General features: G+C 65.6%; 20 protein-coding genes. 13 read left to right on the top strand and 7 right to left on the bottom strand.

Annotated elements, in window-relative coordinates:
- Positions 1–195 precede the first annotated feature (195 nt).
- From K0B96_RS14610 to K0B96_RS14595, 4 genes are all read left to right on the top strand, one after another.
- Complete coding sequence (locus K0B96_RS14610; protein ID WP_220161621.1) at positions 196–3,552, top strand: TonB-dependent receptor domain-containing protein; 3,357 nt, start codon at positions 196–198, stop codon at positions 3,550–3,552.
- Positions 3,553–3,606: 54 nt separating this feature from the next.
- Positions 3,607–5,400, top strand: a complete 1,794-nt coding sequence (locus K0B96_RS14605; protein ID WP_220161620.1) for a gamma-glutamyltransferase family protein — start codon at positions 3,607–3,609, stop codon at positions 5,398–5,400.
- Positions 5,401–5,523: 123 nt separating this feature from the next.
- On the top strand, positions 5,524–7,518 hold the full coding sequence (locus K0B96_RS14600; protein WP_220161619.1) for an ATP-binding protein: 1,995 nt from the start codon (positions 5,524–5,526) through the stop codon (positions 7,516–7,518).
- A gap of 174 nt (positions 7,519–7,692) precedes the next feature.
- Positions 7,693–7,887 carry a hypothetical protein gene (locus K0B96_RS14595; RefSeq protein ID WP_220161618.1) on the top strand — a complete coding sequence of 65 codons (195 nt, stop codon included), beginning with the start codon at positions 7,693–7,695 and terminating at the stop codon, positions 7,885–7,887.
- Positions 7,888–7,944: 57 nt separating this feature from the next.
- On the opposite strand, the gene K0B96_RS14590 is transcribed toward K0B96_RS14595, so the two are convergent.
- From K0B96_RS14590 to K0B96_RS14575, 4 genes are all read right to left on the bottom strand, one after another.
- Entirely contained in the window at positions 7,945–8,607 is a 663-nt protein-coding gene (locus K0B96_RS14590; RefSeq protein ID WP_220161617.1) for a response regulator transcription factor, read from the bottom strand.
- Between the two features lie 89 nt (positions 8,608–8,696).
- Positions 8,697–9,197: a 2-amino-4-hydroxy-6-hydroxymethyldihydropteridine diphosphokinase gene (gene folK, locus K0B96_RS14585; RefSeq protein WP_220161616.1), complete on the bottom strand. Its 501-nt coding sequence runs from the start codon at positions 9,195–9,197 to the stop codon at positions 8,697–8,699.
- A 1-nt stretch (position 9,198) separates the two neighbouring features.
- Entirely contained in the window at positions 9,199–9,573 is a 375-nt protein-coding gene (gene folB, locus K0B96_RS14580; protein WP_220161615.1) for a dihydroneopterin aldolase, read from the bottom strand.
- A gap of 4 nt (positions 9,574–9,577) precedes the next feature.
- Positions 9,578–10,540, bottom strand: a complete 963-nt coding sequence (locus K0B96_RS14575; protein WP_220161614.1) for a dihydropteroate synthase — start codon at positions 10,538–10,540, stop codon at positions 9,578–9,580.
- A gap of 324 nt (positions 10,541–10,864) precedes the next feature.
- Between K0B96_RS14575 and K0B96_RS14570 the strand changes: the two genes are divergently transcribed.
- From K0B96_RS14570 to gatB, 9 genes are all read left to right on the top strand, one after another.
- The gene (locus tag K0B96_RS14570) at positions 10,865–12,370 is read left to right on the top strand and encodes an anthranilate synthase component I family protein (RefSeq protein WP_220161613.1); all 1,506 of its coding nucleotides are present in this window, start codon (positions 10,865–10,867) and stop codon (positions 12,368–12,370) included.
- Entirely contained in the window at positions 12,363–13,262 is a 900-nt protein-coding gene (locus K0B96_RS14565; protein WP_220161612.1) for an aminotransferase class IV, read from the top strand. The genes K0B96_RS14570 and K0B96_RS14565 overlap by 8 nt, the downstream gene beginning before the upstream one ends.
- Positions 13,263–13,321: 59 nt before the next feature.
- On the top strand, positions 13,322–13,516 hold the full coding sequence (rpmI, locus tag K0B96_RS14560) for a 50S ribosomal protein L35 (protein WP_220161611.1): 195 nt from the start codon (positions 13,322–13,324) through the stop codon (positions 13,514–13,516).
- Between the two features lie 85 nt (positions 13,517–13,601).
- Positions 13,602–13,985: a 50S ribosomal protein L20 gene (gene rplT / locus K0B96_RS14555; protein WP_220161610.1), complete on the top strand. Its 384-nt coding sequence runs from the start codon at positions 13,602–13,604 to the stop codon at positions 13,983–13,985.
- Between the two features lie 205 nt (positions 13,986–14,190).
- On the top strand, positions 14,191–15,234 hold the full coding sequence (pheS, locus tag K0B96_RS14550) for a phenylalanine--tRNA ligase subunit alpha (protein ID WP_220161609.1): 1,044 nt from the start codon (positions 14,191–14,193) through the stop codon (positions 15,232–15,234).
- A 153-nt stretch (positions 15,235–15,387) separates the two neighbouring features.
- Positions 15,388–17,847, top strand: coding sequence for a phenylalanine--tRNA ligase subunit beta (pheT, locus tag K0B96_RS14545; protein WP_220161608.1), 2,460 nt, complete (start codon positions 15,388–15,390; stop codon positions 17,845–17,847).
- Positions 17,848–17,930: 83 nt separating this feature from the next.
- On the top strand, positions 17,931–18,218 hold the full coding sequence (gene gatC, locus K0B96_RS14540) for an Asp-tRNA(Asn)/Glu-tRNA(Gln) amidotransferase subunit GatC (RefSeq protein ID WP_220161607.1): 288 nt from the start codon (positions 17,931–17,933) through the stop codon (positions 18,216–18,218).
- A 3-nt stretch (positions 18,219–18,221) separates the two neighbouring features.
- Complete coding sequence (gene gatA, locus K0B96_RS14535; protein ID WP_220161606.1) at positions 18,222–19,685, top strand: Asp-tRNA(Asn)/Glu-tRNA(Gln) amidotransferase subunit GatA; 1,464 nt, start codon at positions 18,222–18,224, stop codon at positions 19,683–19,685.
- Between the two features lie 221 nt (positions 19,686–19,906).
- Positions 19,907–21,364: an Asp-tRNA(Asn)/Glu-tRNA(Gln) amidotransferase subunit GatB gene (gatB, locus tag K0B96_RS14530; RefSeq protein ID WP_220161605.1), complete on the top strand. Its 1,458-nt coding sequence runs from the start codon at positions 19,907–19,909 to the stop codon at positions 21,362–21,364.
- A gap of 489 nt (positions 21,365–21,853) precedes the next feature.
- Here gatB and K0B96_RS14525 read toward each other — a convergent pair whose 3' ends face one another.
- The 3 genes from K0B96_RS14525 to K0B96_RS14515 all read right to left on the bottom strand — a co-directional run bounded on the left by K0B96_RS14525 (position 21,854) and on the right by K0B96_RS14515 (position 23,627).
- Positions 21,854–22,360: a DUF6933 domain-containing protein gene (locus K0B96_RS14525; RefSeq protein ID WP_220161604.1), complete on the bottom strand. Its 507-nt coding sequence runs from the start codon at positions 22,358–22,360 to the stop codon at positions 21,854–21,856.
- A 93-nt stretch (positions 22,361–22,453) separates the two neighbouring features.
- Positions 22,454–23,002, bottom strand: coding sequence for a DUF1697 domain-containing protein (locus tag K0B96_RS14520; RefSeq protein ID WP_220161603.1), 549 nt, complete (start codon positions 23,000–23,002; stop codon positions 22,454–22,456).
- 103 nt (positions 23,003–23,105) lie between these two features.
- Positions 23,106–23,627, bottom strand: coding sequence for a hypothetical protein (locus tag K0B96_RS14515; RefSeq protein WP_220161602.1), 522 nt, complete (start codon positions 23,625–23,627; stop codon positions 23,106–23,108).
- Between the last annotated feature and the right edge of the window lie 3 nt (positions 23,628–23,630).

Here is a 23,630-nt window from a genome sequence, read left to right as displayed (position 1 = left end):
GCGGCCCAAGGGGCGGCGCCCACTGGCCGCCCCTGCGCTTACGTAGATTCACCCCCTTGTTGCCGGAGAGGCGACTCTCTATAACAGGCGCGGTTTCGCTCCCTGTTCCAGCCTCACCCAATTTATCATGTCGCGAGTGTCTTTTGATGTTTCGCGGCGCGGGAAGGGCGAGCGGTCGCGCCGATCTTCGAATCTATGATACTCCACGGACTTTCCGCCGGTCAGACCGGCCGTTTCGCCTTCCGCACCTGCCTCGCCGCCGCGGTGCTGCCACTGGCGTTACTCGCGCAAACTCCCCCTGCGGCGGACGAGGCCGCGGCGCCGACTACGACCGCGAAAGAACAGCATGACGCGCCGACGGCGGCCGGTGAGCCCCAAAAGCTGGAGGCGTTTGTTGTCACCGGTTCCAACATCAAGCGCGTGGACGAAGAGAAGATGCTGCCCGTGAGCACCTTTGATACGGAGGATATCGATGTCCGTGCGGCGGCGACGCCGGCGGAATTCTTTGAATATCTTCCCCAAGCGGGCGAGATGCCGATCAACGAGGAGTCCACCTTGGGTGCCTCCGCACGCGGCGACGTGGCCTCGATCAGTCTGCGCAGCCTCGGCTCGGCCAACACCCTCGTGCTCGTCAACGGCCGGCGCATGGTGCCGCACCCGGTGAGCCAGGCGGAGAGCGGCGTGCCGTCGCTCGCCGTCAACATCAACAGCCTGCCCTCGGCCGCGATCAAGCGCATCGAAATCCTGCGCGACGGCGCTTCCGCCATTTACGGGGCGGATGCCACCGCCGGTGTGGTCAATGCGATCCTCAACACCGATGCGGATGGCACCAAGCTCAAGGTGCAGGGCTCGGTCACGCAGGATGGCGGCGGCGCGGAGCGTCGGTTCACGATTTCCGACGGCCGCATGTTCAAGGACGACCGCGGCAAGATCCGTGTGTCTTTCGATTACCTGCATCGCGACGCGATCATGTCGAGCGACCGCACTTTTTCCGCGAACTCCGACAACCGTGATCGTCAACCGGCGCCCTTCAACGGCGTCCCGATCACACTGCCGGACGCCACCAGCTACCGGAACAACAATTTCGACAACACCGCCTCGAGCTCGAGCATCTACGGTAACTTTATCCGCGGAAAATTTCAGGCCGATCCGGTGACGGGTGAACAGGTGTTCGTGGGTTCCCGGCCGGACAGCAATCGCGGCATCGCGACGACTTCGAACACCACCGCGCTGACCACCGCCTCGAACACCGCCGCGTCCCCCGGCCAGTTTTACCTGCTCCCGCTGGCGGACGGCACGATCGGCACCACGTCATCGCAACCGACGCACAGCATCGAGAACTACGCGCACAACTACTACTACAACGTGAATCAGGACCGGCAGCTGGTGCCGGAGACGCGGCGGTTTCAGTTCGCGGTCACCCTCGATCACGATGTGACGGGCGACATCAAGGCGTTTGGCGAACTTTTTTACTACCACGCCGACTCGTGGCTCTACCGCGATCCGGTAAGTGTGGATTCCACGGGCGCGACCGACATTTACGTGCCGGCGACGAATCCCTACAATCCGTTCGGCACGCGTTTTTACGATCCCGCGGGCGCGCCGAACGCCGATGGCACGCCGCGCATCGTCGGCACGCCGGCGGCGGTGCTCTTCGCGCCGGGCACGGGCGTGCAACCGCGCGATTTCCGGCGGCGGGCGATCGAGGTCAACTCGCGCGTCGGCCGCGCCGTCGCGGGTTTCCGCGGCCGGATTTTCGGCGACTGGGAATGGGAGAGTGCGCTGCTTTACGGGTGGGGACGCACCGAGGACGTCGAGCACTACGACATTCGCGACAGCAGGCTGCGCGAAGCCCTCGCGCGCACCGATGCGACGGCGTTCAACCCCTTTGGCGTCACGTTCAAGAACGTCGGCGGCACCATTCGCGTCGATCAGGTGTATCACAACGATGCTTCGGTCGTGAACCCGCTTTACGATGATTTCGTGCGCCTCGCGCGCACGTCGCTGGCGAGCTGGGATGCGAAGGTCAACGGGCCGTTATTCGAGGCGTGGGGCCGACAGGTGAGCGCCGCCGCCGGCGTGGAGCTGCGCCGTGAGACCTATGAAGACTGGCGGCCGCCGTATGCCGGGCTCAATCCGGCCGGCAGCTCGTCGTCGAATCCGTATTTGATCGAAGGCGAGAACGACTTCGTGGGGCTCAGCCCCAATGTGAATCTCAGCACGAGCCGCGATGCGTTTGCCGGTTTCACGGAAGTGCTGGTGCCCATCGTGCGGGCGAAGGATCACGTGCCGGGGATTCGCGCCCTCGAATTCTCCCTCGCGGGGCGCTACGAACGGTTCAGCGATTTTGGCGACACGTTTAAGCCGAAATACAGCGTCGGTTACCGGCCGAACAGTTGGATCCTGCTGCGTGGTTCCTACAGCGAATCGTTTCGCGCGCCGAATCTGGTGCAGGTCGACAACACGCCGCTCCAGCGCCTCGTCTCCAGCATCACCGACTACTACCGCGTCGACGTCACGGCCCTCGGTTCGGACGGCTCGCGCACGCGAAAGGTGACTCGCCAGGGCAACGCCGCGCTGAAGCCCGAGGAGGCCGACACGGTGGCGATCGGCCTCGTGGTCGAGGTGCCGAAGGTGAAGGGCCTCACCGTTTCCGCCGATTACTGGAGCATGAAGCAGCGCAACGTCATCGCGAATCTCGGCGCGACGCTGCAGATGCAGATCGACAGCGACATGCTCGACGCCGCCACGCAGGCGCAACTCGCCGCCGGCAAAACCATCAGCGACGTGGTGGTGCAGGACGGCACGCACTACCTCGGCAATCCGCGCATCCATCGGGCACCGATCACTGGCGCCGATCTGACCGCGTTTGCGAATTACAACGCCACGCACGCGCCGAGCGACCAGCGCGCGCCTGTCGGCAAGATCGCGACGATCATCGACGACTATCTCAACCTCGACGCGCGCAACGTCGGCGGCATCGATTTCTCGCTGCAATACCGCTTGCCGCGGCTGCCCATCGGCCAGTTCACGCTGCGCGGCGAAGGCGCGTGGATGAACCAATACGATCAAATGCTCGCCTCGGAAGGCGGCATCATGCGTGACCGCCTCGGCCTCGACGGCATCACGCGGTGGAAGGCCAACGCCAGCCTCATCTGGCGCTGGAAGCAGTGGGGCGCGGGCTGGTTCACCAACTACGTGATGGGCTCCATCGACACCTCGGCGAACATCGGACTTGCCAGCTCCGCCACTACGCAGGCCGTGCTGCAGGCGCTTAATTATCCGGATTACCTCCGGCCCTACATGGACTCAACGGGCTCGACGCGCATCGGCTACCGCGTGGGCGACTGGATCAGCCACAACGCTTACGTGAACTACAAGTTCTCCCGGCGCAAAGCGGCGCCGGCGCTGCGCGACGTGAGCGTGCGGGTGGGTGTGAACAATGTTTTCGGGATCGATCCGCCGTTCGCGGACGAGACCCGGGGCTATCGCACGAGCGCCGGCAGTCCGCGCGGCCGGCAGTATTATCTGCAGCTCTCGAAGCAGCTTTAACGCGGGTTGGCGCTGCTTGCCATGCAAACGCGTTGCTGCACATTGGTTGATCAAATGGACAAGCGTAGCGGTCGGGCCCGGCTGCCCGCGCGCTGTCAAACGCACGCGCGGTTTGTGACGGCCGCGCGGCGAGGCGGGCCCTCCGCCGCACGACGATTCTTCGGTGCGTGGCTGGCGACGCTCTGCACGGGCATCGCGCTGGCCGGCGTGCCGGTGCAGGTGACGCCGGTGACGGCGACCCATGGCATGGTCGTCGCGGGTCATCCGGAGGCGGCGGCGGCGGGGGTGGACGTGTTGCGCGCGGGCGGCAACGCGATCGATGCCGCGGTGGCCGTTTCGCTCGCGCTCGGCGTCGCCGAACCCTACGCGTCGGGCCTGGGCGGGAAAATCATGATGGTATACCGCGATGCGGAGGGCCGCAGCTTCGCCATCGATGGGATGGACGAGGCGAGTCGCACGTTGCCCACGGAAAAATTCCGCCACCTGTCGTCGAACCGGCGGCACTACGGCTGGACCTCGGTGGCGACGCCTGGGCTGGCGGCGGCGCTGGAGACGGCGCACCGGCGGTGGGGCGTGCGGCCGTGGGCGGAGGATGTGCGGCCGGCGATCGAGCTGGCGCGCCGCGGCTTCGAGGTGCTGCCCAAATCCCGCGACCTGTTTCTCGAACGCGAAAAAGTTTTGCGCGGCGACCCCGAGTTGACGCGGATTTTTCTACCGCAAGGGCGGGTGCCCGCGGTGGGCGCGCGGCTGCCGAATCCGGATCTCGCGCACACGATGGAGTTGCTCGCCGAAAAGGGCGCGGCGGGATTTTACCGCGGGCCGGTGGCGGAGGCGATGGTCGCTGCCGCGCAACGCGGCGGGGGCTGGCTCACGCTCGACGATCTGGCGCATTACGAGGCGCGCGTGCGGGCACCGGTGATGACCGAAATTTTCGGCTGCACTTTCCTGGCCGGCTGTCCGCCGTCGACCGGGCCGGCTCAGTATCTGGCGATTTTGAAAGCGCTGGAAACGGCGCGATGGGCGCCGGGGGCGTTGCGCACGGCGGCGAATCTCGATCAGGTGGGACGGGTGTGGCAGCAAGTCGCGCCGGTCGTGCAGAGCACGGTGGCGGACGTCGCCTCCGCCGATGACGCGGTCACGCATTTGTTCGCCGCCGATTTCATCGCGGAAGTGCGCCAGCGGGCAGGTGTGGGCGTGGCCCAAGTCCGTGAAAAGGACGCGCGGACGCCGGTGTGGAGCGAACCGGATTTCGAAGACGTGCATGCTTCGACAACGCACTTCGTGATCGTGGATGGCGCGGGCAATGTCGTGAGCGTGACGCAATCGCAGAGCCTGCATTTCGGCGCGGGCGTCATGGCGCCGGGCACGGGTGTCGTGATGAATGATTCGTTGAGCAATTTCGCCGTCGTCAACGCGGGCTCGGTCAACATCGCTGCGCCGGGGAAGCGGCCGCGCAGCACGACGGCGCCGACGATCGTCGTGCGCGGCGGCCGGCCGTTGCTGGCGATCGGCCTGCCCGGGGCGCAACGCATCCCGACCGCGATGCTGCAGACCTTGCTCGATTATTTTGCGTTTCACCGGCCTCTCGCGGACTCGATCGGCGACACGCGGCTGCACCTGCTGTCGCCGGTGACGGCGCGTGATCCGAACAATGTCTGGGAAGTCGAGGCTTCGTTTCCCGACGAAGAGCAGAAGATGTTGGAGGCGCTGGGCTGGAAAGTCGTGAAGAAGGAAGCGGCCGGGCGCGGTCGCTATTTCGGCGGGATCAACGCGATCGAAGTGGGCGCCGACGGCGCGCTGACCGGCTATGCGGATCCGCGGCGCACAAACGCCGCCGCGGGCTTCTGACCCGTGCGGCCCTTTGCTACGCGCCCGCCGGCAGCGCGGCCGAACGCGGTCCGCGGCCGGGAAAGTCCGGCGCGGTGTCGCGCGGCCTTGCACATGGCACGCGGTTCTCGCAAGAACGCGCGTATGTTGCCGGCGGTTTCACGTCACGTTCGGGCGGGTCGAGCGATCAACCCAATCCCGGGGGCCCTGCGCTGGCTGCGTCGCGCGGTGCTCGTGCTCGGCCTGTTGGGCGCGGGAGCGGCGGTGCACGCCCAACCGATCTCCGATTCCGGTGATGCGGTCGCCGACGAGGCGTTGCCGGAGGCGACGTCCAAGGCCGCGGAGTCGATGCGTGCGCTGGTGCACACGGCGGCCTTGCAACGGCGGCGGGGCGATTACGTGGCCGCGCTGGCGACGGCGCGCGAGGGGCTGGCGCGCGCGCAACAACTCGGCGACGTGCGGATGCAGGTGGAGTTCCTTTACCTCACGGGTCGCATCCAGTGGAGTCTCACGGACTACCCGCGCGCGATCGAAAGCCATTTGCTGGAGCTGCGGCTGGCGAAGACGTTGAACGATCCGAAACTCCTCGCCCGGACGCATGCGGCGCTGGGGTTGACGTATCATCGGTTCGGCCAGATCGCCGCGGGGCTGGAGCATTTCAACGAAGCGCTGAAGCTCGCGCAGGAGGCGGGCGATCAGGCGCAGGTGGCCATGGTGTTAAACAACCTCGGCAACCATTACCTCGAGCAGAAGGACTACGCACGGGCGAAGGAGCTGCATACGCAGGCGCTGCGGATTCGCGAGTCGCTGGGGCTCACGCGCGCCATCGCCGATTCCTACACCAACCTCGGGCTCGTGGCCGATGCGACGGGCGACACGGCCGGCGCGTTGCAGCAGCTCGACCGCGCGCTGGAGGTTTACCAGCGGTTCGGGATGAAGCGCTACATTGCCAACACGCATCGCCGGCTCACGGCGGTGTTGCGGCGCGCGGGCGATTTGGTGGGCGCGCAGGCGCATCTGGAGGAAGCGCTGGGTCTCGCCGCCTCGCTCGGCAGCGCGGAAGTGCTGGCCAACATTTATGAGGAAGGCGCGCTGCTCGACGAGGCGAAGGGGGATTTTCGCGGCGCGCTCGGTTTTCAGCGCAAGCTCGCGGAGGCGACGGAAACGATGCGCGGCGAGCGGGACCGGCAACGCATCGCGGAATTGCGCGCGCAGTTTGATGCGGATCAGCGCGAACTCGAGATCCGCCTGCTCCGCCGCGATCAGGACGTGCAGACGGCGGAGTTGCGCCGGGGGCGTTCGCAGACCCTCGCGCTCGGCGCCGGGCTGATTCTGGGCGTGGTGATTTTTGGCGCGGTGATCGTCGTGCAGCGGGTGCGGCTGCATGCCGAGCGTCGCATGCGTGCGGCGACGCAACAGGCGCGCGAGCACGCGGAAAATGCGGAGCGGTTGAAAACGCGTTTCCTGCAAATCGCCTCGCACGATCTGAAGACACCGCTCAACGCACTCACGGCGACGGCGGGATTGCTGGGGCGTGCGCCGGCCAACGAAGAAACCGTGCGGCGCCTCGCGCAGGGGATCCAGGCCGACACCGCGCGGATGGCGACCCTCGTGCGTGATTTTCTCGATGCCGCGGCGATCGAGGACGGGAACCTCGAGATGCATCTCGACGAGTTGGATCTGGCCGCATTGTCGCGCGAGGCGGTGGCGGGTTTGCAGCCGATCGCGGCGTTGAAGCGGCAGACGCTGACGTTCGCGGCGCCGAAGGGTTTGCCCAAAGTGCGCGCCGACGCGGACCGGTTGCGGCAGGTGTTCGACAATCTGGTGGGCAACGCGCTGAAGTTTACGCCGCCGGAGGGCGCCATCGACGTCGTGCTGGGCGAGCTGGATAATTACGTTTTCGCCGAAGTGCGGGATACGGGACCGGGGTTGCAGCCGGCGGATTTTGGGCGGCTGTTTGCGCCGTACTCGCGGTTGTCGGCGCGGCCGACGGGCAAGGAAGCGTCGATGGGGCTCGGGCTTTTTATCACGCACGAACTGCTCGCGTTGCAAGGCGGCCGGCTGGAGGTGGAGTCGCAGCCGGGGCAGGGCGCAGTCTTCCGATTCCTCCTGCCCGTCCAGAGTGCCGCGCCGGCCTGACGAGAGAGAAGGGGTTGCGGCAAATCGTCCGCGGGAGAGCCGGCTTCGTCGCGCGTTACGAAGGCGGATGGATGTCGAGAGCTGCGGCCGGCTGGCGGGAATCGCGATTCAATTGAAGAGAGGCGGTAACGTTTGCCCGGGCACGTGGTCGAATGACTCCGGCCCGCCCCTTTTATGGACAAACCTGAAAACCAGCAGCACGGAGGTCCGCACGCCGCCGAGCATCGGCCGCATCGGAAACCGATTCATCATCACCCCTTTTTTTGGGTCGCGGCGATCTGCATGATCGTCGCGATGGTGGTCTACGTGCTGACCAATAATCTCTCGTCTCCGCGGGGAGGGCGGGCCGTCCCGGCGCTGGCGCCTTGACGCCGTTTTTGCCGGCGCGGCGCGCTCGCGTGGGCGCCGGTGGTGGCGCGAGGAGGCTCAGCCCAAACCGTTGCGCAGGCACCAGCGGACGAGCGTGGGGACGTCGTGGACGCCGAGCTTCGCGAAGATCCGGGCGCGGTGTTTTTCGACCGTGCGCGTGCTGAGATTGAGTTGCGCGCCCACTTCCTTCGAGGCGAGCCCGCGCACCACGAGGCGGACGACTTCCTGCTCGCGTTCCGAGAGGGCTTCCGCGCCCACGCGAGGGAGGGTCGGGCCGGCCGACGCGAAGGAGACGGGCGGCGGGACCGCCGCAGAGAAAAACATGCCGCCGTCGAGCACGCGTTGCACGGCGCGATCGATCTGGTCGAGCGGGGAGTTTTTATCGACGAAACCGGCGACGCCGAGCGACACCAGTTCGGCGGGCAACTGCGCCTCCGGGTGCGCGGTGAGCACAATCACGCGAGTCTCCAGCCGGCGGTTGCGCAGTTCGCGCACGATATCGCGGCCGTCGAAATCGCGCAGATAAAGATCGGCGATGAGCAGGTCGGGCGGCGAGGCGAGGCAGGAGTCGAGCGCTTCGCGACCGTTGGCGAAGTCGCGCAGTTCGAGGGGTTGAAAGCGGCGCAGGAGCGCTTCCTTGAGCAGCTCGCGAAAGGTCGCGGTGTCGTCGACCAGGACGAAGCGCAGAGGGGTGGTGCGGCGTGGCGCGGACACTGCCATGTTGGGGGCAAAAAGAGATGACGCGGCGCAAGGCGCAAGCCCGCATTCCGCCGGGGGCGGGAACGGGCGCCGAAAACTTGCGGTTTAGTTTAGCGGAAGCGGCGCACGCCGGGATCCGGCGGGCAGGCGGCGGCGGAGGCGCGCAAGGCGTCCCAGGCCGGGCGTTGGAAGCGTGGGCGGGCGAGGAGTTCGGCGAGCGGCACGAGGACGAAGCTGCGTTCGAGCATCCGCGGATGCGGTAACTGCAAGTCGGCGGTGCGGCGCGTCTGGCCCTCGAACGCGAGCAGGTCGAGGTCGAGCGTGCGCGGGCCCCAGCGCTCGCTGCGCACGCGGCCGAAGGCGTGTTCCACGTCGAGCAACAAGGCGAGCAGCGCCTCGGGCGTGAGGGTGGTTTCCACACCGGCGACGAGGTTGAGGAAATTCGGTTGATCGACCGGGCCGACCGGCGCGGTTTCGTAAATCGAAGACGCTGCGAGCACAGCGATGCCGGGCGCGGCGCGCAGGCGTTCCAAGGCGGCGGCGAGGGTGGCGGCGCGGTCGCCAAGATTGGCGCCGGCGCCAATCAGGGCTTGGGGCAGGCGGTCAGGCATTTTACGACGCGGCGGACGGGCGGGCGCGACGGATGCGCACGGCGACGCCGGCGAATTGAAAATCGACGGGCGGGCGCGGCTTGAGGATTTCCACGGTCACGGCGACGAGCAATGGAAACGCCTGCAACAGCGCGGCGGCGACACTTTCGGCGAGGGTTTCGATGAGTTTGCGATGCGAGCCTTCGATGATCTGGCGCACGACCGCCTGCACGGCGCAGTAATCGATGGTTTCGTCGAGGCGATCGTGCTGGCCGGCGGCCGCGAGCGGGAGTTCGAGTTCCAGCGTGGCGGAGAAGTGCTGGCTGTTTTCGTGCTCGATGGGCAGGACGCCGTGGCGGGCGATGAAGTGGAGTTCGCGGAGGATGAGTTTGTCCATGGCGTCAGACGGGCGTGAAGCCCAAGCCGGATTTAATCGCGTCGGCCATGCGCGCAAAGCGAGCCATTTCGTGGACGTCGTGCACGCGGACCATGGCGGCGCCTTGCTGGATCGCCCAGACGACGGTGGCGCCACCGGCTTCGACGCGGTCGTCGACGCGGGTGCCGAGCACGGCGCCGAGAGTGGATTTGCGCGAAGTGCCGACGAGCACGGGGAAGCCGAGGGCGACGATGCGGTGCAGATCGCGGAGGACGGCGAGGTTTTGCGCGACGTCTTTGGCGAAGCCGAAGCCGGGGTCGAGCCAGAGCTGGCGATCCGGCACGCCGGCGGCGCGGGCGAGGGCGAGGCTGGTGCGAAGGTCGAGGAGTAGATCGGCCCAGAAATCGTCGTAAGCGCGGTCGGGACGATTGTGCATGAGGATGGCCGGGGCGCGCAGGCGCGCGGCGACTTCGGCCATCGGGGAGAGAGGCGGCGGCGTCAGGGGGGAAGGCGCTGGCGCGGCGGAGGACAAAGCGGGAGACGTTGCACGACGGGCGGATGATTCGGCGTAAGCGCGCCACGCGGTGCGTTGCGCGGCGTCGAGGCCGTGCGTGAAACCCCAGACGTCGTTGATGAGATCGGCGCCGGCGGCGAGAGCGGCTTCGGCGACCTCGGCTTTATATGTGTCGATCGAGAGCGGCACCGCCGGCCAGGCGCGGCGCAATGCGGCGATGGCGGGAAGCACGCGATCGCACTCCTCGGCGGCGGAAATGGTGAGGGCGCCGGGGCGGGTCGATTCGCCGCCGAGATCGAGCAGGTTGGCCCCGGCGGCCAGCATGGCGCCGGCGCGATCGACGAGGGCGTGGAGGGAGGATAACTGGCCGCCATCGGAGAACGAATCGGGAGTGACGTTGAGCACGCCCATGAGCAGCGTGCGCGCGCCGGGAACGGGGAGCGGACGACCGTGGGGGCTTTGCCAGACTTGCATGCGGCGCACCTTCAACGCGGGCTGCTGCGGAGGCGAATCGAAAGCTCGGTTCGCGAGGACACTACGATGAGCGCGCCTGCGAAGGACGCGAATTCACGCGAATATGGGAGTGGAAAAATGAGAGCTATGCGAGAGGCGTGAGGTTTCATCCGGCGGCGTTTTGCGCTGGCGGTTTTATCCGGGTCATTCGCGTGATGGGCGGGCGGCAGTGGGACGGCGTGGAGCGCGAATGGTCGTGACGTTGGCGCGTGCTTCAGGAAAACGTGAAGGCGATGCGGCTTCCACGAACAACTCGGTGCGTGCTGGCGACTGCCGGCCATACTCATGCGTGACGTTCACGTGGAGGATTGGCGGGGGTGGCGGAGCGAAGGCTGCACGCGTTTGCCAGCGGCGCGGGTCTGGCGCGACGTGGCGCTGCCGCGCACGTGGGCGGCGCTGACGCGGGGTCCTGCGACGGTGCTGCTCGAGAGCGCGCAGGCGGGGCGTTTCACGTTTGTTTGCGACCGGGCGGCGCGCGTCATCACCGGGCGCGAAGAAGCGGCGGTGGTGTGGGACGGGGAAGGTCGGGAAAGACACGAAATCCGCCGCGGTGCACCGCTTGACGTGCTGGCGGCGCTGCTCGCCGAAACGCGCGCGCCGGTGCTCGCGGACTGGCCGGCGATGACGGGCGGGCTGATCGGCGTGTGCGGTTACGATCTCGTGCGCACGTGGGAGCGTCTGTCGCAGCAGGCCCGACGCGATCTCGACGTGCCGTTGTATGCGTTTATCGAGACGCGCGAGCTGTTCGTTTACGATCATCAGGAGCGGACGCTCGGCATCGTGGTGTGGCGCGAGGTGCCGGCGGGCGCGGGCGTGGACGAGGCTTTTGCGCAGGCGGACGCATGCGCGCGGGCGGCGTTGGTGCGGTGGCGGGACGAGGACGCGGCGTTCAGCGATGCCGCGCACGCGGGAGGATTCGGGACGGGTGCGGAGGACGAAGGGATGCCACGTCGCCCGGCGCCGCCGCCTTCGTTTGCGGCGGACGCTTGGAAGGAAGCGGTGCGGCGCGTGCATGATTACATCGCGGCGGGCGACACGTATCAGGTTAACCTTTCGCGGCGCACGAGCCGGACGACTGATCTGACGCCGGTGGCGATTTACGCGGCGTTGCGGCGGATCAATCCGTCGCCCTACATGGGGCTGCTGCGGTTGCCGGAGTTCGCGTTGGTGTGCGGTTCGCCGGAATTGCTGGTGCGGCTGGCGGACGGCGTGGTGAGTTCGCGGCCGATCGCGGGGACGCGGCCGCGCGGCGACGCGGTGCGGCCCGATGCGCATTTCTCCGCGGAGCTGCTGGCGAGCGAAAAGGAGCGAGCGGAGCACTTGATGCTCGTGGATCTGATTCGCAACGACATCGGCCGGGTGGCGGCTTACGGGAGCGTGGTGGTGAAGGAGTTCATGGTGCTCGAACACTATTCGCACGTGATGCACATCGTCTCGCAGGTGGAAGGGCGGCTCGCGGCGGGGCGCACGTGGGCGCACGTGCTGCGTTCGATGTTTCCGGGCGGCACGATCACGGGTTGCCCGAAGGTGCGCACGATGGAGATTATTGAAGAACTGGAGCCGGTGGGGCGCGGGTTTTACACCGGCGCGCTCGGCTGGATCAGCTACGGCGGGGCGATGGAAATGAACATCGTGATTCGCTCGATGCTCGTGCAGCACGGCGTCGCGCACGTGCAATCCGGCGCGGGAATCGTGGCGGATTCGCGCGCGGACCGGGAGCTCGACGAAGCGCAGCGCAAGGCGCAGGCTTTGTGGGTCGCACTCGAGGAGGCGGCGAAATCTTATGGGTGAAGCCACGCCGCCGCCAACCGCGCTGGTCTATGTCAACGGCGAGCTGCGTCCGGCGGGCGAGACGGCGTTGCCGCTCAGCGATCAAGGGGTGCTGTATGGAGCGGGATTTTTCGAAACGTTTCGGACGAGTGGCGGCCGGGCGCACCATTGGCGTTATCATCAACGGCGACTCGCCGCGGCGTGTGCGACGGCGGGTCTGACGTGGCCGCAGCGGGCGTTGGCGGCCGACGAGGAGCGGCTGGCGGAGGTGGTGGCGGAGCTGCTGCGCGCCGCGGGCGCGGTGGATGCGGTGTTTCGCTACACGATCACGGCGGGGGCGGCGGACGGCGGGCCGGCGGAGTTTCTGACGTTACGGGCGTTGCCTGCGGCGGCACCGGTGGAGGGGATTGCGGTGCGCGTGCTGCGGTTGCGGCGGGACAACGGCGAATGGCTGCCGCGGCCGAAGAGTTTGAATTACGCGAATGCCTGGCTGGGCGCGCGGGAGTTGGCGCGGCGCGCGGCGACTCCGCATGACGAGGGGGTGTTTCTGGCGCGGGAGCACGCGTTTGTGGTCGAGGGCACGCGGCAAAACATCGTGTGGGTGCGGGATGGCCGGCTGTGTTTTCCCGATCCGGCGCTCGGCGCGGTGGCGGGCACGGCACTGGCGTGGGCGCTTGAGCAGGGAGTGCCGGGCGAGGCGGTGCGGGCGACGGTGGCGGAACTCGCCGGCGCCGAGGCCGTGGCGGTTTTGAATGCGGTGCGCGGCGTGACGCCCGTGGCGGAGTTGCGCGGGGAGGACGACGCGGTGTGGCGGAGCGAGTGGCGGTCGGCGCGGCATCCGGTGATCGAGCGGCTGCGGGCGCAGTGGAGCGAGGCGCTGACGGCGACCGCGCGGGGTCGAGGTGGATTTTAGACGGTGAAGTTTGCCCTTGCCACGGGGCGGTGGGGTCTCTGTTTTCGACCGCTCTCTCCATGCAAAAGACCAAAAAGTCCGTCGCCAAGCGCTTCAAGCTGACCGCCAAGGGCAAGCTCGTGCGCCGCACGCCGGGTTTTCGGCACTTGCTCGGCGCGAAAAGCACCAAGTCCAAACGGCGTGCTTCCCGTGACAAGCTCGTGGCCGAAGGCCATGCGAAGCCGTTGAAACGCTGCCTGCCCACCGGGCTGTAAGCGACTCAACGCATTACTGTTAACTTCGTTCCGCGGGTGAATTTTAAGCCGACCCACGGGCGACAAAATAAAGGAATAAACTAACATGGCTCGTGCAACAAACTCCCCCGCGTCGCGCAAGCGCCGCAAGAAAGTGCTGAAATACGCCAAGGGCTATTTCGGCAACAAATCAAAGCTCTATCGCTACGCGAAAGATGCCGTCCAGCACGCGTGGCAATACGCTTACGCGGCGCGCCGCAAGAAGAAGGGCGACTTCCGTTCCTTGTGGATCGTGCGTCTGAATGCCGCCTGCCGCAACGCCGGCATCAGCTACAGCCGCTTCATCGAGGGCCTGCATGCCGCGAACATCCAGCTCGACCGCAAGGTGCTGAGCGATCTCGCGATTCGCGACGAGGTGGCTTTCAAAGCCCTGGTGCAACAAGCCCAGGACGCGTTGAAGACCAAGGCCGGCGCCAAAGCGAAAGCCTGATTCGACCAACGCGAGCCTCGGACAGGCTCGCCCAAGGTGGGGCGCGGAATTTTCTCGCGTCACTCATTTCCAAGGACGGGCTTCTTCATACGAGGCGCCCGTCCTTTTTTTTGCCCCGCGCGACGGAGCGCACCGCGTCAGATTCTTCCCGCGAAATTCTCTGTGCTCTTCGGGCCTCGGTGGTTTACATCTGTCTCCCATTTTCATGCAGGACCAACTTTCCGCTCTTCTCGCCAAGGCCGCGCCTGAACTCGCGACGTTGAAAACCCGGCCGGAGTTCGAGGCCGCGAAGGCCCGCTACGTCGGCCCCAACGGCGAACTCACCGCGTTGATGAAACAGATGGGCACCGTGCCGAAGGAGCAGCGCCCCGCGATGGGCAAGCTCATCAACGAAACCAAGACGCGCCTGCAGGAGCAGCTCGACGGCGCGTTGCGCACGATCGAAGGTCTCGAACTGCAGGCGCAGCTCGGACCGGCGATCGATCCCACGCTGCCGTCGCCCGACGCCGGCCCCGGCACCCACCATCCGCTCACGCTCGTGCGCGAGGAGATGTGCCGCATCCTGCGCAAGGTCGGCTTCACGGTTGCCGACGGCCCGGAGGTGGAGACGGAGTTTTACTGCTTCGACGCGCTCAATACGCCGAGCGACCATCCGGCGCGCGACGCCCAGGATACGTTTTATTTTCCGGCGAACGCGCGTTTCGGCAACGTCGCCAAGAAAGTGCCTGAGGAGAAATATCTGCTGCGCACACACACCTCGTCGGTGCAAATCCGCACGATGCTCAAAAGTCCGCCGCCGATCCGCATCGTGTCGCCGGGCCGGTCATTCCGCCGCGACACCACCGACGCCACGCACTCGGCGAACTTTCACCAGATCGAATGCCTTTACGTGGACAAGGGCGTGACCGTGCGCGACCTGAAGGCGTTGCTCGACTACATTTTCGCGTCGTTGCTGGGGAAGGAGACGAAGACGCGCTTTCGTCCGCATTATTTCGGCTACACCGAGCCGAGTTTTGAAGTGGATCTGAGCGCGAAGCATCTGCCGAAAGTGAAGAAGGAATGGATCGAGATCGGCGGCTGCGGCATGGTCGATCCGGCGGTGTTTGCGAGCGTCGGCTACGATCCCGAGGTGTGGACCGGCTACGCGTTTGGCATGGGCCTGGAGCGACTGGCGATGCTGCTCTACGGCATCGATGACATCCGCTATTTTTACCAGAACGACCTCCGCTTCCTCAAACAATTCGCGTGATGAACTCCGGATCTTCGCCACAGAGGACACGGAGCTCGGACACAGGGCGCACAGAGTTCGATCCTGTGTTGAGTTCGCATCAAACTGCCTTGCTCCGTGACCTCTGTGTCGGCGCTCTGTGATCTCTGTGGCTAACTGCTTTCCGCTTTCGAGATGAAAATTTCCCTCAACTGGCTCCGCGACTACGTTCGGTTCGACGCTCCCGTCGACGAGATTTGCCGCGCCATCACTTTTCTCGGCTTTGAAGTCGAGAACGTCATCTCCACCGGCGCGCCGGCGCTGCCTTCCGTCGTGGTTGGCGAAATTCTTTCGCGCGCCAAGCACCCCAACGCGGACAAGCTTTCCGTCTGCACCGTCGATGTCGGACCCGCGGGCGGCGTGAAGACGATCGTATGCGGCGCGCCGAATTGCGACGTCGGCCACCGCGTGCCGGTGGCCTTGCCCGGGGCGGTGCTGCCGGGAAATTTTGTCATCAAGCAATCGAAGATCCGCGGCCAGGCGTCCGAGGGCATGATGTGCGCGACGGATGAGCTCGGGCTGGGCGGCGAACATGCGGGCTTGCTCGTGCTCGCCGGAGCGCCCGCCCTAGGGACGCCGATCAACGATGTGCTGCCGGCGGGCGACACGGTGTTCGACATCGAGATCACGCCCAATCGCCCCGACTGCCTTTCGCATCTCGGCATCGCGCGGGAGTTGGCGGCGTGGTTCGAGACGACGCTGCTTTACCCGCAGGAAAAATTCCGCGGCGCGATGCTCGAAGGCGTGCCCGAACGCAAAGATCTGCTCGCCAGCGTGCGCGTTGAGGCGCCGGAGGATTGTCCGCTCTACACGGCGCATATCATGACCGGCATCAAGGTCGGCCCGAGCCCGGCGTGGATGCAGGAACGCCTGAAGGCGGTCGGTCTGCGGCCGATCAACAACGTCGTCGACGTGGGCAACTACGTCATGCTCGAGACGGGGCAGCCGTTGCACGCGTTTGACGCGAAGAAACTCAGTGGCCGCGAGATCATCGTCCGCCGCGCGACCGACGGCGAAAAGATTGTCACGCTCGACGGCAAGGAACGCATCCTCACCAGCCGCATGCTCGTCATCGCCGACGCCGAAAAACCGGTGGTCATCGCGGGCATCATGGGTGGGCAGGATTCCGGGGTGAGCGACGACACGACCGATCTCGTGATCGAGTGCGCGGTATTCAACCGGCAGTCGGTGCGCCAGACCTCGCGCCGGCTCGGCTTGTCGTCGGACTCCGCTTATCGTTACGAGCGCGGCGTGGATCCGCATTCGGCTTTGGAAGCCGCTTGGCGGGCGGTCGACCTGCTGATCGAAACGGCGGGCGGCGCGGCGGTGGGACCGGTTTACCGCGTCGGCAGCGATGTGCCGTGGGAGCGCGAGATTGTCGTCACGCACGATTACATCACGGAGAAACTGGGCTTCGATATTCCGGCCGCGGAGATGCGGGCTTCGTTGGAATCGCTGGAGCTGGTCGTCACGCGCGAGGAGCCGACGGAGCATCGCGGGCCGGCGTGGACGCTTTCGATTCCGAGCTGGCGCGATGATCTCGACCGGCCGATCGACCTTGTCGAAGAAGTGCTGCGGTTGCACGGCACCGAGAAAATTCCGCCGGCCGTGGTGAGTGCGCCGGGCCTCGTCGGCGACGACGATCCGGTCGTGCTCTTCAACCGGCGCGTGACCGATTATCTGGTCGGCCACGATTTCCACGAGTGTGTGAACTACACGCTGCGGCCGGCGGCGGAGCTGGCGACGTGGGTTTCGCAGACGGCGGCGGCGGAGCTCGCGCTGGCGAATCCGTTTGTCGAGGACCAGTCGCACCTGCGGCCGACGTTGATCATGGGTCTGCTGGAGTCGCTGAAGTTGAACCAATCGCGCGGCGTCGCGGTCTCGCGCCTGTGTGAAACCGGTCGCGTGTTCATGGAGCACAACGGCCAGAATTTCGAGTGCGCGGCGGTGGGCTTCATCATCGCGGAAGACGCGGAGCGGCGCTGGACACAGCGCGAGGCCGCGGATTTCTATACGACGAAACACCACGTGGCGGCCCTTGCGGCCGCGGCGGGCGTCGATTTCGCCCGGCAGCCCCTGGCACCGATCAACGGCGCGTTTTGCGGCTGGCAGGAAGGTCACTGCGCGAGCGCCGGGGAGCTTTCGGCCGGCTGGACCGCGCGCTTGGGTTTGTTGAATCTGGCGATGGTGCGCGGCCTCGGCATCGAGGGCAAAGTCTACGCGGGCATTTTCGCGATTTTGCCGGAGCGGATTGCGGCCAACGCCGGTCGTCGTCGCTTCGCCGATTTCAGCCTGTTTCCGCCGGCGGTGCGCGACCTCGCGCTTGTCGTGGATCAAGCCACGCCGGCTGCCGAAGCGCAAAAAACGCTGGTGAAAGCGGCGCGCGCTGCGGTGGGCAATGCGTTCGTCGTCGAACGCGTGCAGGTGTTCGATGTTTACGAAGGCAAGGGACTGCCCGAGGGAAAGAAGAGCCTGGCCTTCAATCTCGTTTTCCGGTCCGCCGAACGCACGTTGACGGATGACGAGGTGAGCGGCGCGTTTCAAAAACTGCAGGACGACGTGGTGGCAACGACCGGCTGGCAGGTTCGGAAATGAAATGAAGTGGGGCGTCGGGAGGCGCAGGGCATCCGCGCTCTTGCCGCCTTCTCGCTCGACGTTACTCACTACGCGTTACTCGTATGTCTGCGCCTCAACTTAACATCGATCACATCGCCAAACTGGCGCGGCTGGAGCTCAGCGCGGAGGAGAAGGCGACGTTTTCCCAGCAGCTCGGCGACGTGTTGCACCACATCGAGCAACTCTCGCAAGTCGACGTGACGGGCGTGGAACCGATGGCGCACGCGACGCCGGTGTTCAACGTCTGGCAGGACGACGTGGCGCGGCCGGGCCTCGCGGTCGAGCAGGCGTTGCGCAACGCACCGGCGCAGCGGGATAACATGATCGTGGTCCCGAAGGTCGTGGAGTGAGCCATGGCTGCTGAACTTTTCCACCGGTCCATTGCGGACCTCGCCACGGAGTTGGCGGCCGGGACGTTGTCGTCCGTCGAGCTTACGCAGGCGGTGATCGCACGCACGAAGGCCGTGGAGCCGCGCGTGCAAGCGTTCAACTCGTTCGACGAAGCGGATGCGTTGGCCCAAGCGGCGGCGGCGGATGCGCGGCGCGCGGCGGGGGAAACGAGAGGGGCGCTCGACGGGATTCCGATTGGATTGAAAGACGTGATCGCGGTCGAAGGGCAGCCGCTCACGGCGTCGAGCAAGATGCTCGCGAATTTCGTTTCGCCTTACGATGCGACGGCCACCGTGCGGCTGAAGAAGGCGGGCGCCGTGTTGTGGGGGCGACTCAACTGCGATGAGTTCGCGATGGGTTCGTCGAACGAAAATTCCGCGTTTGGGCCGGTGGCGAATCCGTGGGATCTCGCGCGCGTGCCGGGCGGTTCTTCGGGCGGCAGTGCGGCGGCACTCGCGGCGGGCGAAGCGATTGCGACGTTTGGTTCCGACACGGGCGGCTCGATCCGCCAGCCGGCCGCGCTCTGCGGTGTGGTGGGATTAAAGCCGTCGTATGGGCTCGTGTCGCGCTACGGCCTCGTGGCGTATGCGTCATCGTTGGATCAGATCGGGCCGATGGCACGCACGGTGGAGGATGCGGCGATTCTCCTCGGTGCGGTTGCGGGCCACGACGAACGCGATTCGACGTCGTTGCCGAAATCGGTGCCGGACTATCGAGCGGAGTTGGCGGCGCGACGCGGACCGTGGACGCTCGGCATTCCGAAGGAATATTTCGGCGAAGGCCTGGATCCGGAAATCGGTGCGGCGGTGGAGCGCGCAATCGCGTTTTACCGGGCGCAGGGTTGCACGATCCGCGAAGTGTCGCTGCCGCACACGCGCTACTGCCTGGATACGTATTACATCATCGCGACGGCGGAAGCGTCGTCGAATCTGGGGCGTTTCGATGGCGTGCGTTACGGGCATCGTTCGAAGGCGGCGACGGATGCGGTCGATCTTTACTTCAAGTCGCGCGCGGAAGGTTTTGGCGCGGAGGTGAAGCGGCGGATCATGCTCGGCACGTATGTGCTGAGCAGTGGGTACTACGATGCGTTCTATCTGCGGGCGCAAAAGGTGCGCACCCTGATCCGGCAGGATTTTCTCAACGCGTATCAGGGGGTGGATGCATTGATCACGCCGACGTCGCCGATTCCGGCGTTCAAGCGCGGGGAGAAGAGCGATCCGCTGACGATGTATTTGTGCGATATTTATACGATCGGCGTGAACCTCGCGGGTCTGCCGGCGATCAGCGTGCCAGCGGGTTTTACGAACAGCGGTCTGCCGATCGGCGTGCAACTGATCGGACAACCTCTTGAGGAAGCGAACCTCCTCGCGATCGCGCACGCCTACGATCGGGCGCACGAGTGGAGTTCGCAGCATCCCGGTCTTTGAGGCGCAGAGGACATAGAGCGCCGCCACAGAGTGCACGGAGAACCCAACCATGAATGAGGGAATCAATCGCGTGACAGATCAGGTCATTGGGGCGGCCATTGAGGTTCACCGCGCCACGATTTTGACGGAGCACGGCCCCCGTCGCTTGGCACTGTGATCTCTGTGTTCGAGCTCTGTGAACCCCGTGACGAAATTATGCCTCACCTGTCCCCCATTCTGAAATGACCTACGAAGCTGTCATCGGACTTGAGGTCCACGTGCAGATTAAAACGGCGTCGAAGATGTTTACGCGCGTGGCGGCGGGATACGGGCACGAGCCCAACACGCTCACCGATCCCGTCGTGCTCGCGCTGCCGGGCGCGCTGCCGGTGATGAACAAGGCGGCGCTCGACGCCATCATCAAGGCCGGTCTGCTCCTCGGCTGCGAGATCGCGCCGGTCTGCAAATGGGACCGCAAAAACTATTTCTATCCCGACTCGCCCAAGAACTACCAGATTTCGCAATACGACCAGCCGATCTGCCTCGGCGGATCGGTGGAAATCGAGCTGCCAGGCGCCGCGCGCAATATCATGGGTGAGCACAAGCGAATCCCGCTCACGCGCATTCATCTCGAGGAGGATGTCGGCAAACTCAACCACGGCGCCACCGATTCGCTCGTCGATTACAACCGCGCCGGCACGCCGTTGATGGAGGTCGTGTCCGACCCCGCGCTGGCGTCGGCGGACGAAGCTTACGCCTATCTCACTTCGTTGCGTGCCACGATGATTTATGGCGGCATCTCCGACTGCGACATGGAGAAGGGACAACTCCGTTGCGACGCGAACATCTCCGTCCGCCCGGTCGGCACGACGAAGCTCGGCACGAAAGTGGAGTTGAAAAACCTGAACTCCATTTCGTTCGTGCGCGACGGCATTGCCCACGAGATCAAGCGTCAGCTCGGCGTGATCGAGCGCGGCGGCACGATCGTGCAGGAGACGCGCGATTACGACGGCATGACCGGCACTTCGCAGTCGTTGCGCACGAAGGAGGAGGCGCACGATTACCGCTATTTCCCCGACCCGGACCTGATGCCGGTGAAGGTTGATGCCGCTTGGAAAGAGCGTCTGCGCGCCGAGTGTCCGGAGCTGCCCTTCGACAAACAGCGGCGGTTCATGGCGGACTACCAACTGCCCTACACGCTCACGTCGGCGCTGGTGTGGGACTCTGCGCTCAGCGCCTACTTCGAGGAGACGGTGAAAATCGCCGGTGCCGCGAAAGCGCAGGCGGCGGGCAACTGGATCGTCAACGACCTGCAACGGGAACTGAGTGCCGCAGGACGGTCACTTGCGGACGCGCGGGTGCGTCCGGGGCACGTCGCGGCGCTCGTGCAGCTCATCGATTCCGGGGCGGTGCTGACTAATGCCGCAAAGGAAATTTTTGTAGAGATGTTCGCGACGGGCGACGAACCCGCCGCGATCGCGGAACGCCGGGGATTGAAAGCCGCGCCGACGGATGCCGGCGAGTTGGAGCAGTGGTGTCGCGACGCAATTGCGGCGAGTCCGAAGGCGTTGACGGAGTTCAAGGCCGGGAAGGATTCGGCGATCAACGCGTTCAAGGGGCCGGTGATGAAAGCGGCGAAAGGGAAGGCGAACCCGAAGCTCGTGGATGAAACGCTGCGGCGCTTGCTGGCGGCGATGTGAGATTTTTCCGCCACGGAGGTCGCGGGAGATCAATCCGAGGTTTGAGGAAAACTGTCCGGAGACGCGGACAGAGATGACCGCGTGTTCGCGGAAAAGCTGAAATGTTATTCAGTCCCACCCCAGCACACCTTCGCCCTGCGGGAGGGGCTCGTCGCACCTCGGGCAGGGGTCGCCGGAGTGCCAGCGGGTGACGCGGTGGTTCGCGCGTTTCGGACAGCGCGGCGGCTCCTTGTCGGGCTCCGAGAAATGACCGACAAAGACGTCGTAGAGCGCGCGACAATCGGCGCAGCAAATGGTCCTCGTGGAGGCGAGCATTCCCGCATCGGGCCCGCCGGAAACAACAGCCGAGTAGGTGCAGCGCGAACAGGTGAAGGAGTAGCGGGTGCCCATGGTTGAGTCGCTTAAGAGTGACTTGGCCCGATAGAATAGAATGCGAACGTTCGTTGCAATCTTGAGGACAGCAGATGCTGCGTGATGCCGCCGCGAACGTCAGGCACCGCCGGGCACGGGGCCTCGGAGGGTGAGAAAGGCGCGGTCGGGGGAGTTCATGCCGAGGAGGCCCATCGGGGCTTCGGCGATCAGACGCGAGGCTGTGATCGCGGAGTCGCCGGGGCGTTCGAGATAGACCTTCGCCATGGACACCAGGTCATTCATGCTGCCAATGATCGATCGGTCGGGAATGGCGGCCCACTGCACGGCTCCAAGTTCGGGCGCGATCCAGCGTCGGTAGTGAGATGCGGCAAGCGTGCCCTCCAGATTCAAGCGCGCGGCGTTTTCAAATTGAGCGATCAAGGAGTGCTCGTCCGTCACACCCCGCGCCGAGGTAACGAAGGGATAGAGCGTGGCGGTGTTAAAGAAAATGAGGTATTTGAACCGTTGCGCCCGGAACTCGTGCGCGCACCAATCGGCCACGCGGTTGGTCACGAGCGGAGGGGTGACGGGCAGCTCGATGCCGAGCCGGCGGGCGAGCGTTTTGGTCGGCCGAAGCGTGAGCACGCGCGGAGTTTTGGGCGGTGACTGGAGAAGGCAAAATGAACTGCAAACGCGGGGCGACTGTGGGCAGGTCGGGCGGCGACGGGGCGATTGATCTTATTCGGCGCTGGCGGCGAGGGCGGCCATTTTTTGGACGGTGTTCCAGTTGCGGCCAGTGCAGCGGGTGCCGAGGCGCTTTTCGATCACGGCCAGCGTGAGCTTCGATTCGCCGATGCCATCGGGATAGAAAACATACGCCTGCCGGCCATGCGCACGCACTTGCTCGCGGCCGGAGATCGCGGTTTGCAACGCCTTGACTTGCGCGGCGGCGGGAGCGTTTTCCAGGAGCAGCACGACGAGATGCGCGGGGTCGCTCGTCGCTTCAGAAGGAAACGGATTCCGCGCGATCACTTGCGACCACGCAGGGACGGTGCGCACGAAAAAAGTGGTTTTCAGGCCGAGGTCTTTGGCCGCCGCGGCGGTGAGGCGTTGCTCCAGTTTCTCAGGGGAAGTGGAGCCGGCGCGGAAGAGGGCGTTGCCACTTTGCAGAACGGTGCGCACGTCGGCCAAGCCGAGGTGCGTGAGCCAGGTGCGCAACTCCGCCATCGGGAGCTTGCCGGTGCCCCCAACATTAACGGCTCGGAGAAAGGCGAGATAGGCCGGCATGACGGCGACGGAAGTCAACGGAGCGGAGTGAGGCGATTCCAACTACACGAGCGGGGTGAGGGCGCCCCGCCTACATGGGCGGGCGAGGAGGGCGACGGTGATTTCAAAAGGCATCGTGGAGGGCCGTTTCGATCGCGCGGCGGCGGCGGCTGTAGAAAAGCGCCATGCCGCCTTGGTAGAAAAACGTCAGCACGGCCAGCAGCACGTAGGCGGCGATGTAGACTTGCCGGAGGAGACGAATGGCATCCGGCACGCTCGTGCCTTGGGCCTCAAGCTGGTCCTTCACCTGCGGCGTAAGCACAAGGTGCCAGACGATGTCGCTGACCGGATGCGTGATCTGCCACGCGGCGTAGGCGAAAATGACGAAGAGCAGATAAAACTGGCTCGCGACGAGCCAGTTGCAGCCGCGCGACTCGCCCTGCCGGAGCAGGCCGGCTCCGTGGAGCTCGATCGCCCCGGCGGCAGCGACGAGGAGGCCCACCATGGTGCCAAATTCATCGCGAATCGCGGCGGAGAGCAGTGCGAGGCCGCCGGCGATGACCAGCACGCTGGCGCCATTGACCCGCGCGGTTCGCAAGACGCGGGAGAGAACTTCGACGGGCAGCAGCGGAGGCGTCTTCACCATGAG

The sequence above is a fragment of the Horticoccus luteus genome, assembly GCF_019464535.1.
Classification (GTDB): Bacteria; Verrucomicrobiota; Verrucomicrobiia; order Opitutales; family Opitutaceae; genus Horticoccus; species Horticoccus luteus.
Note: the sequence above shows the minus strand (reverse complement) of the source record. Positions and strands in the feature narration are given on the sequence as shown.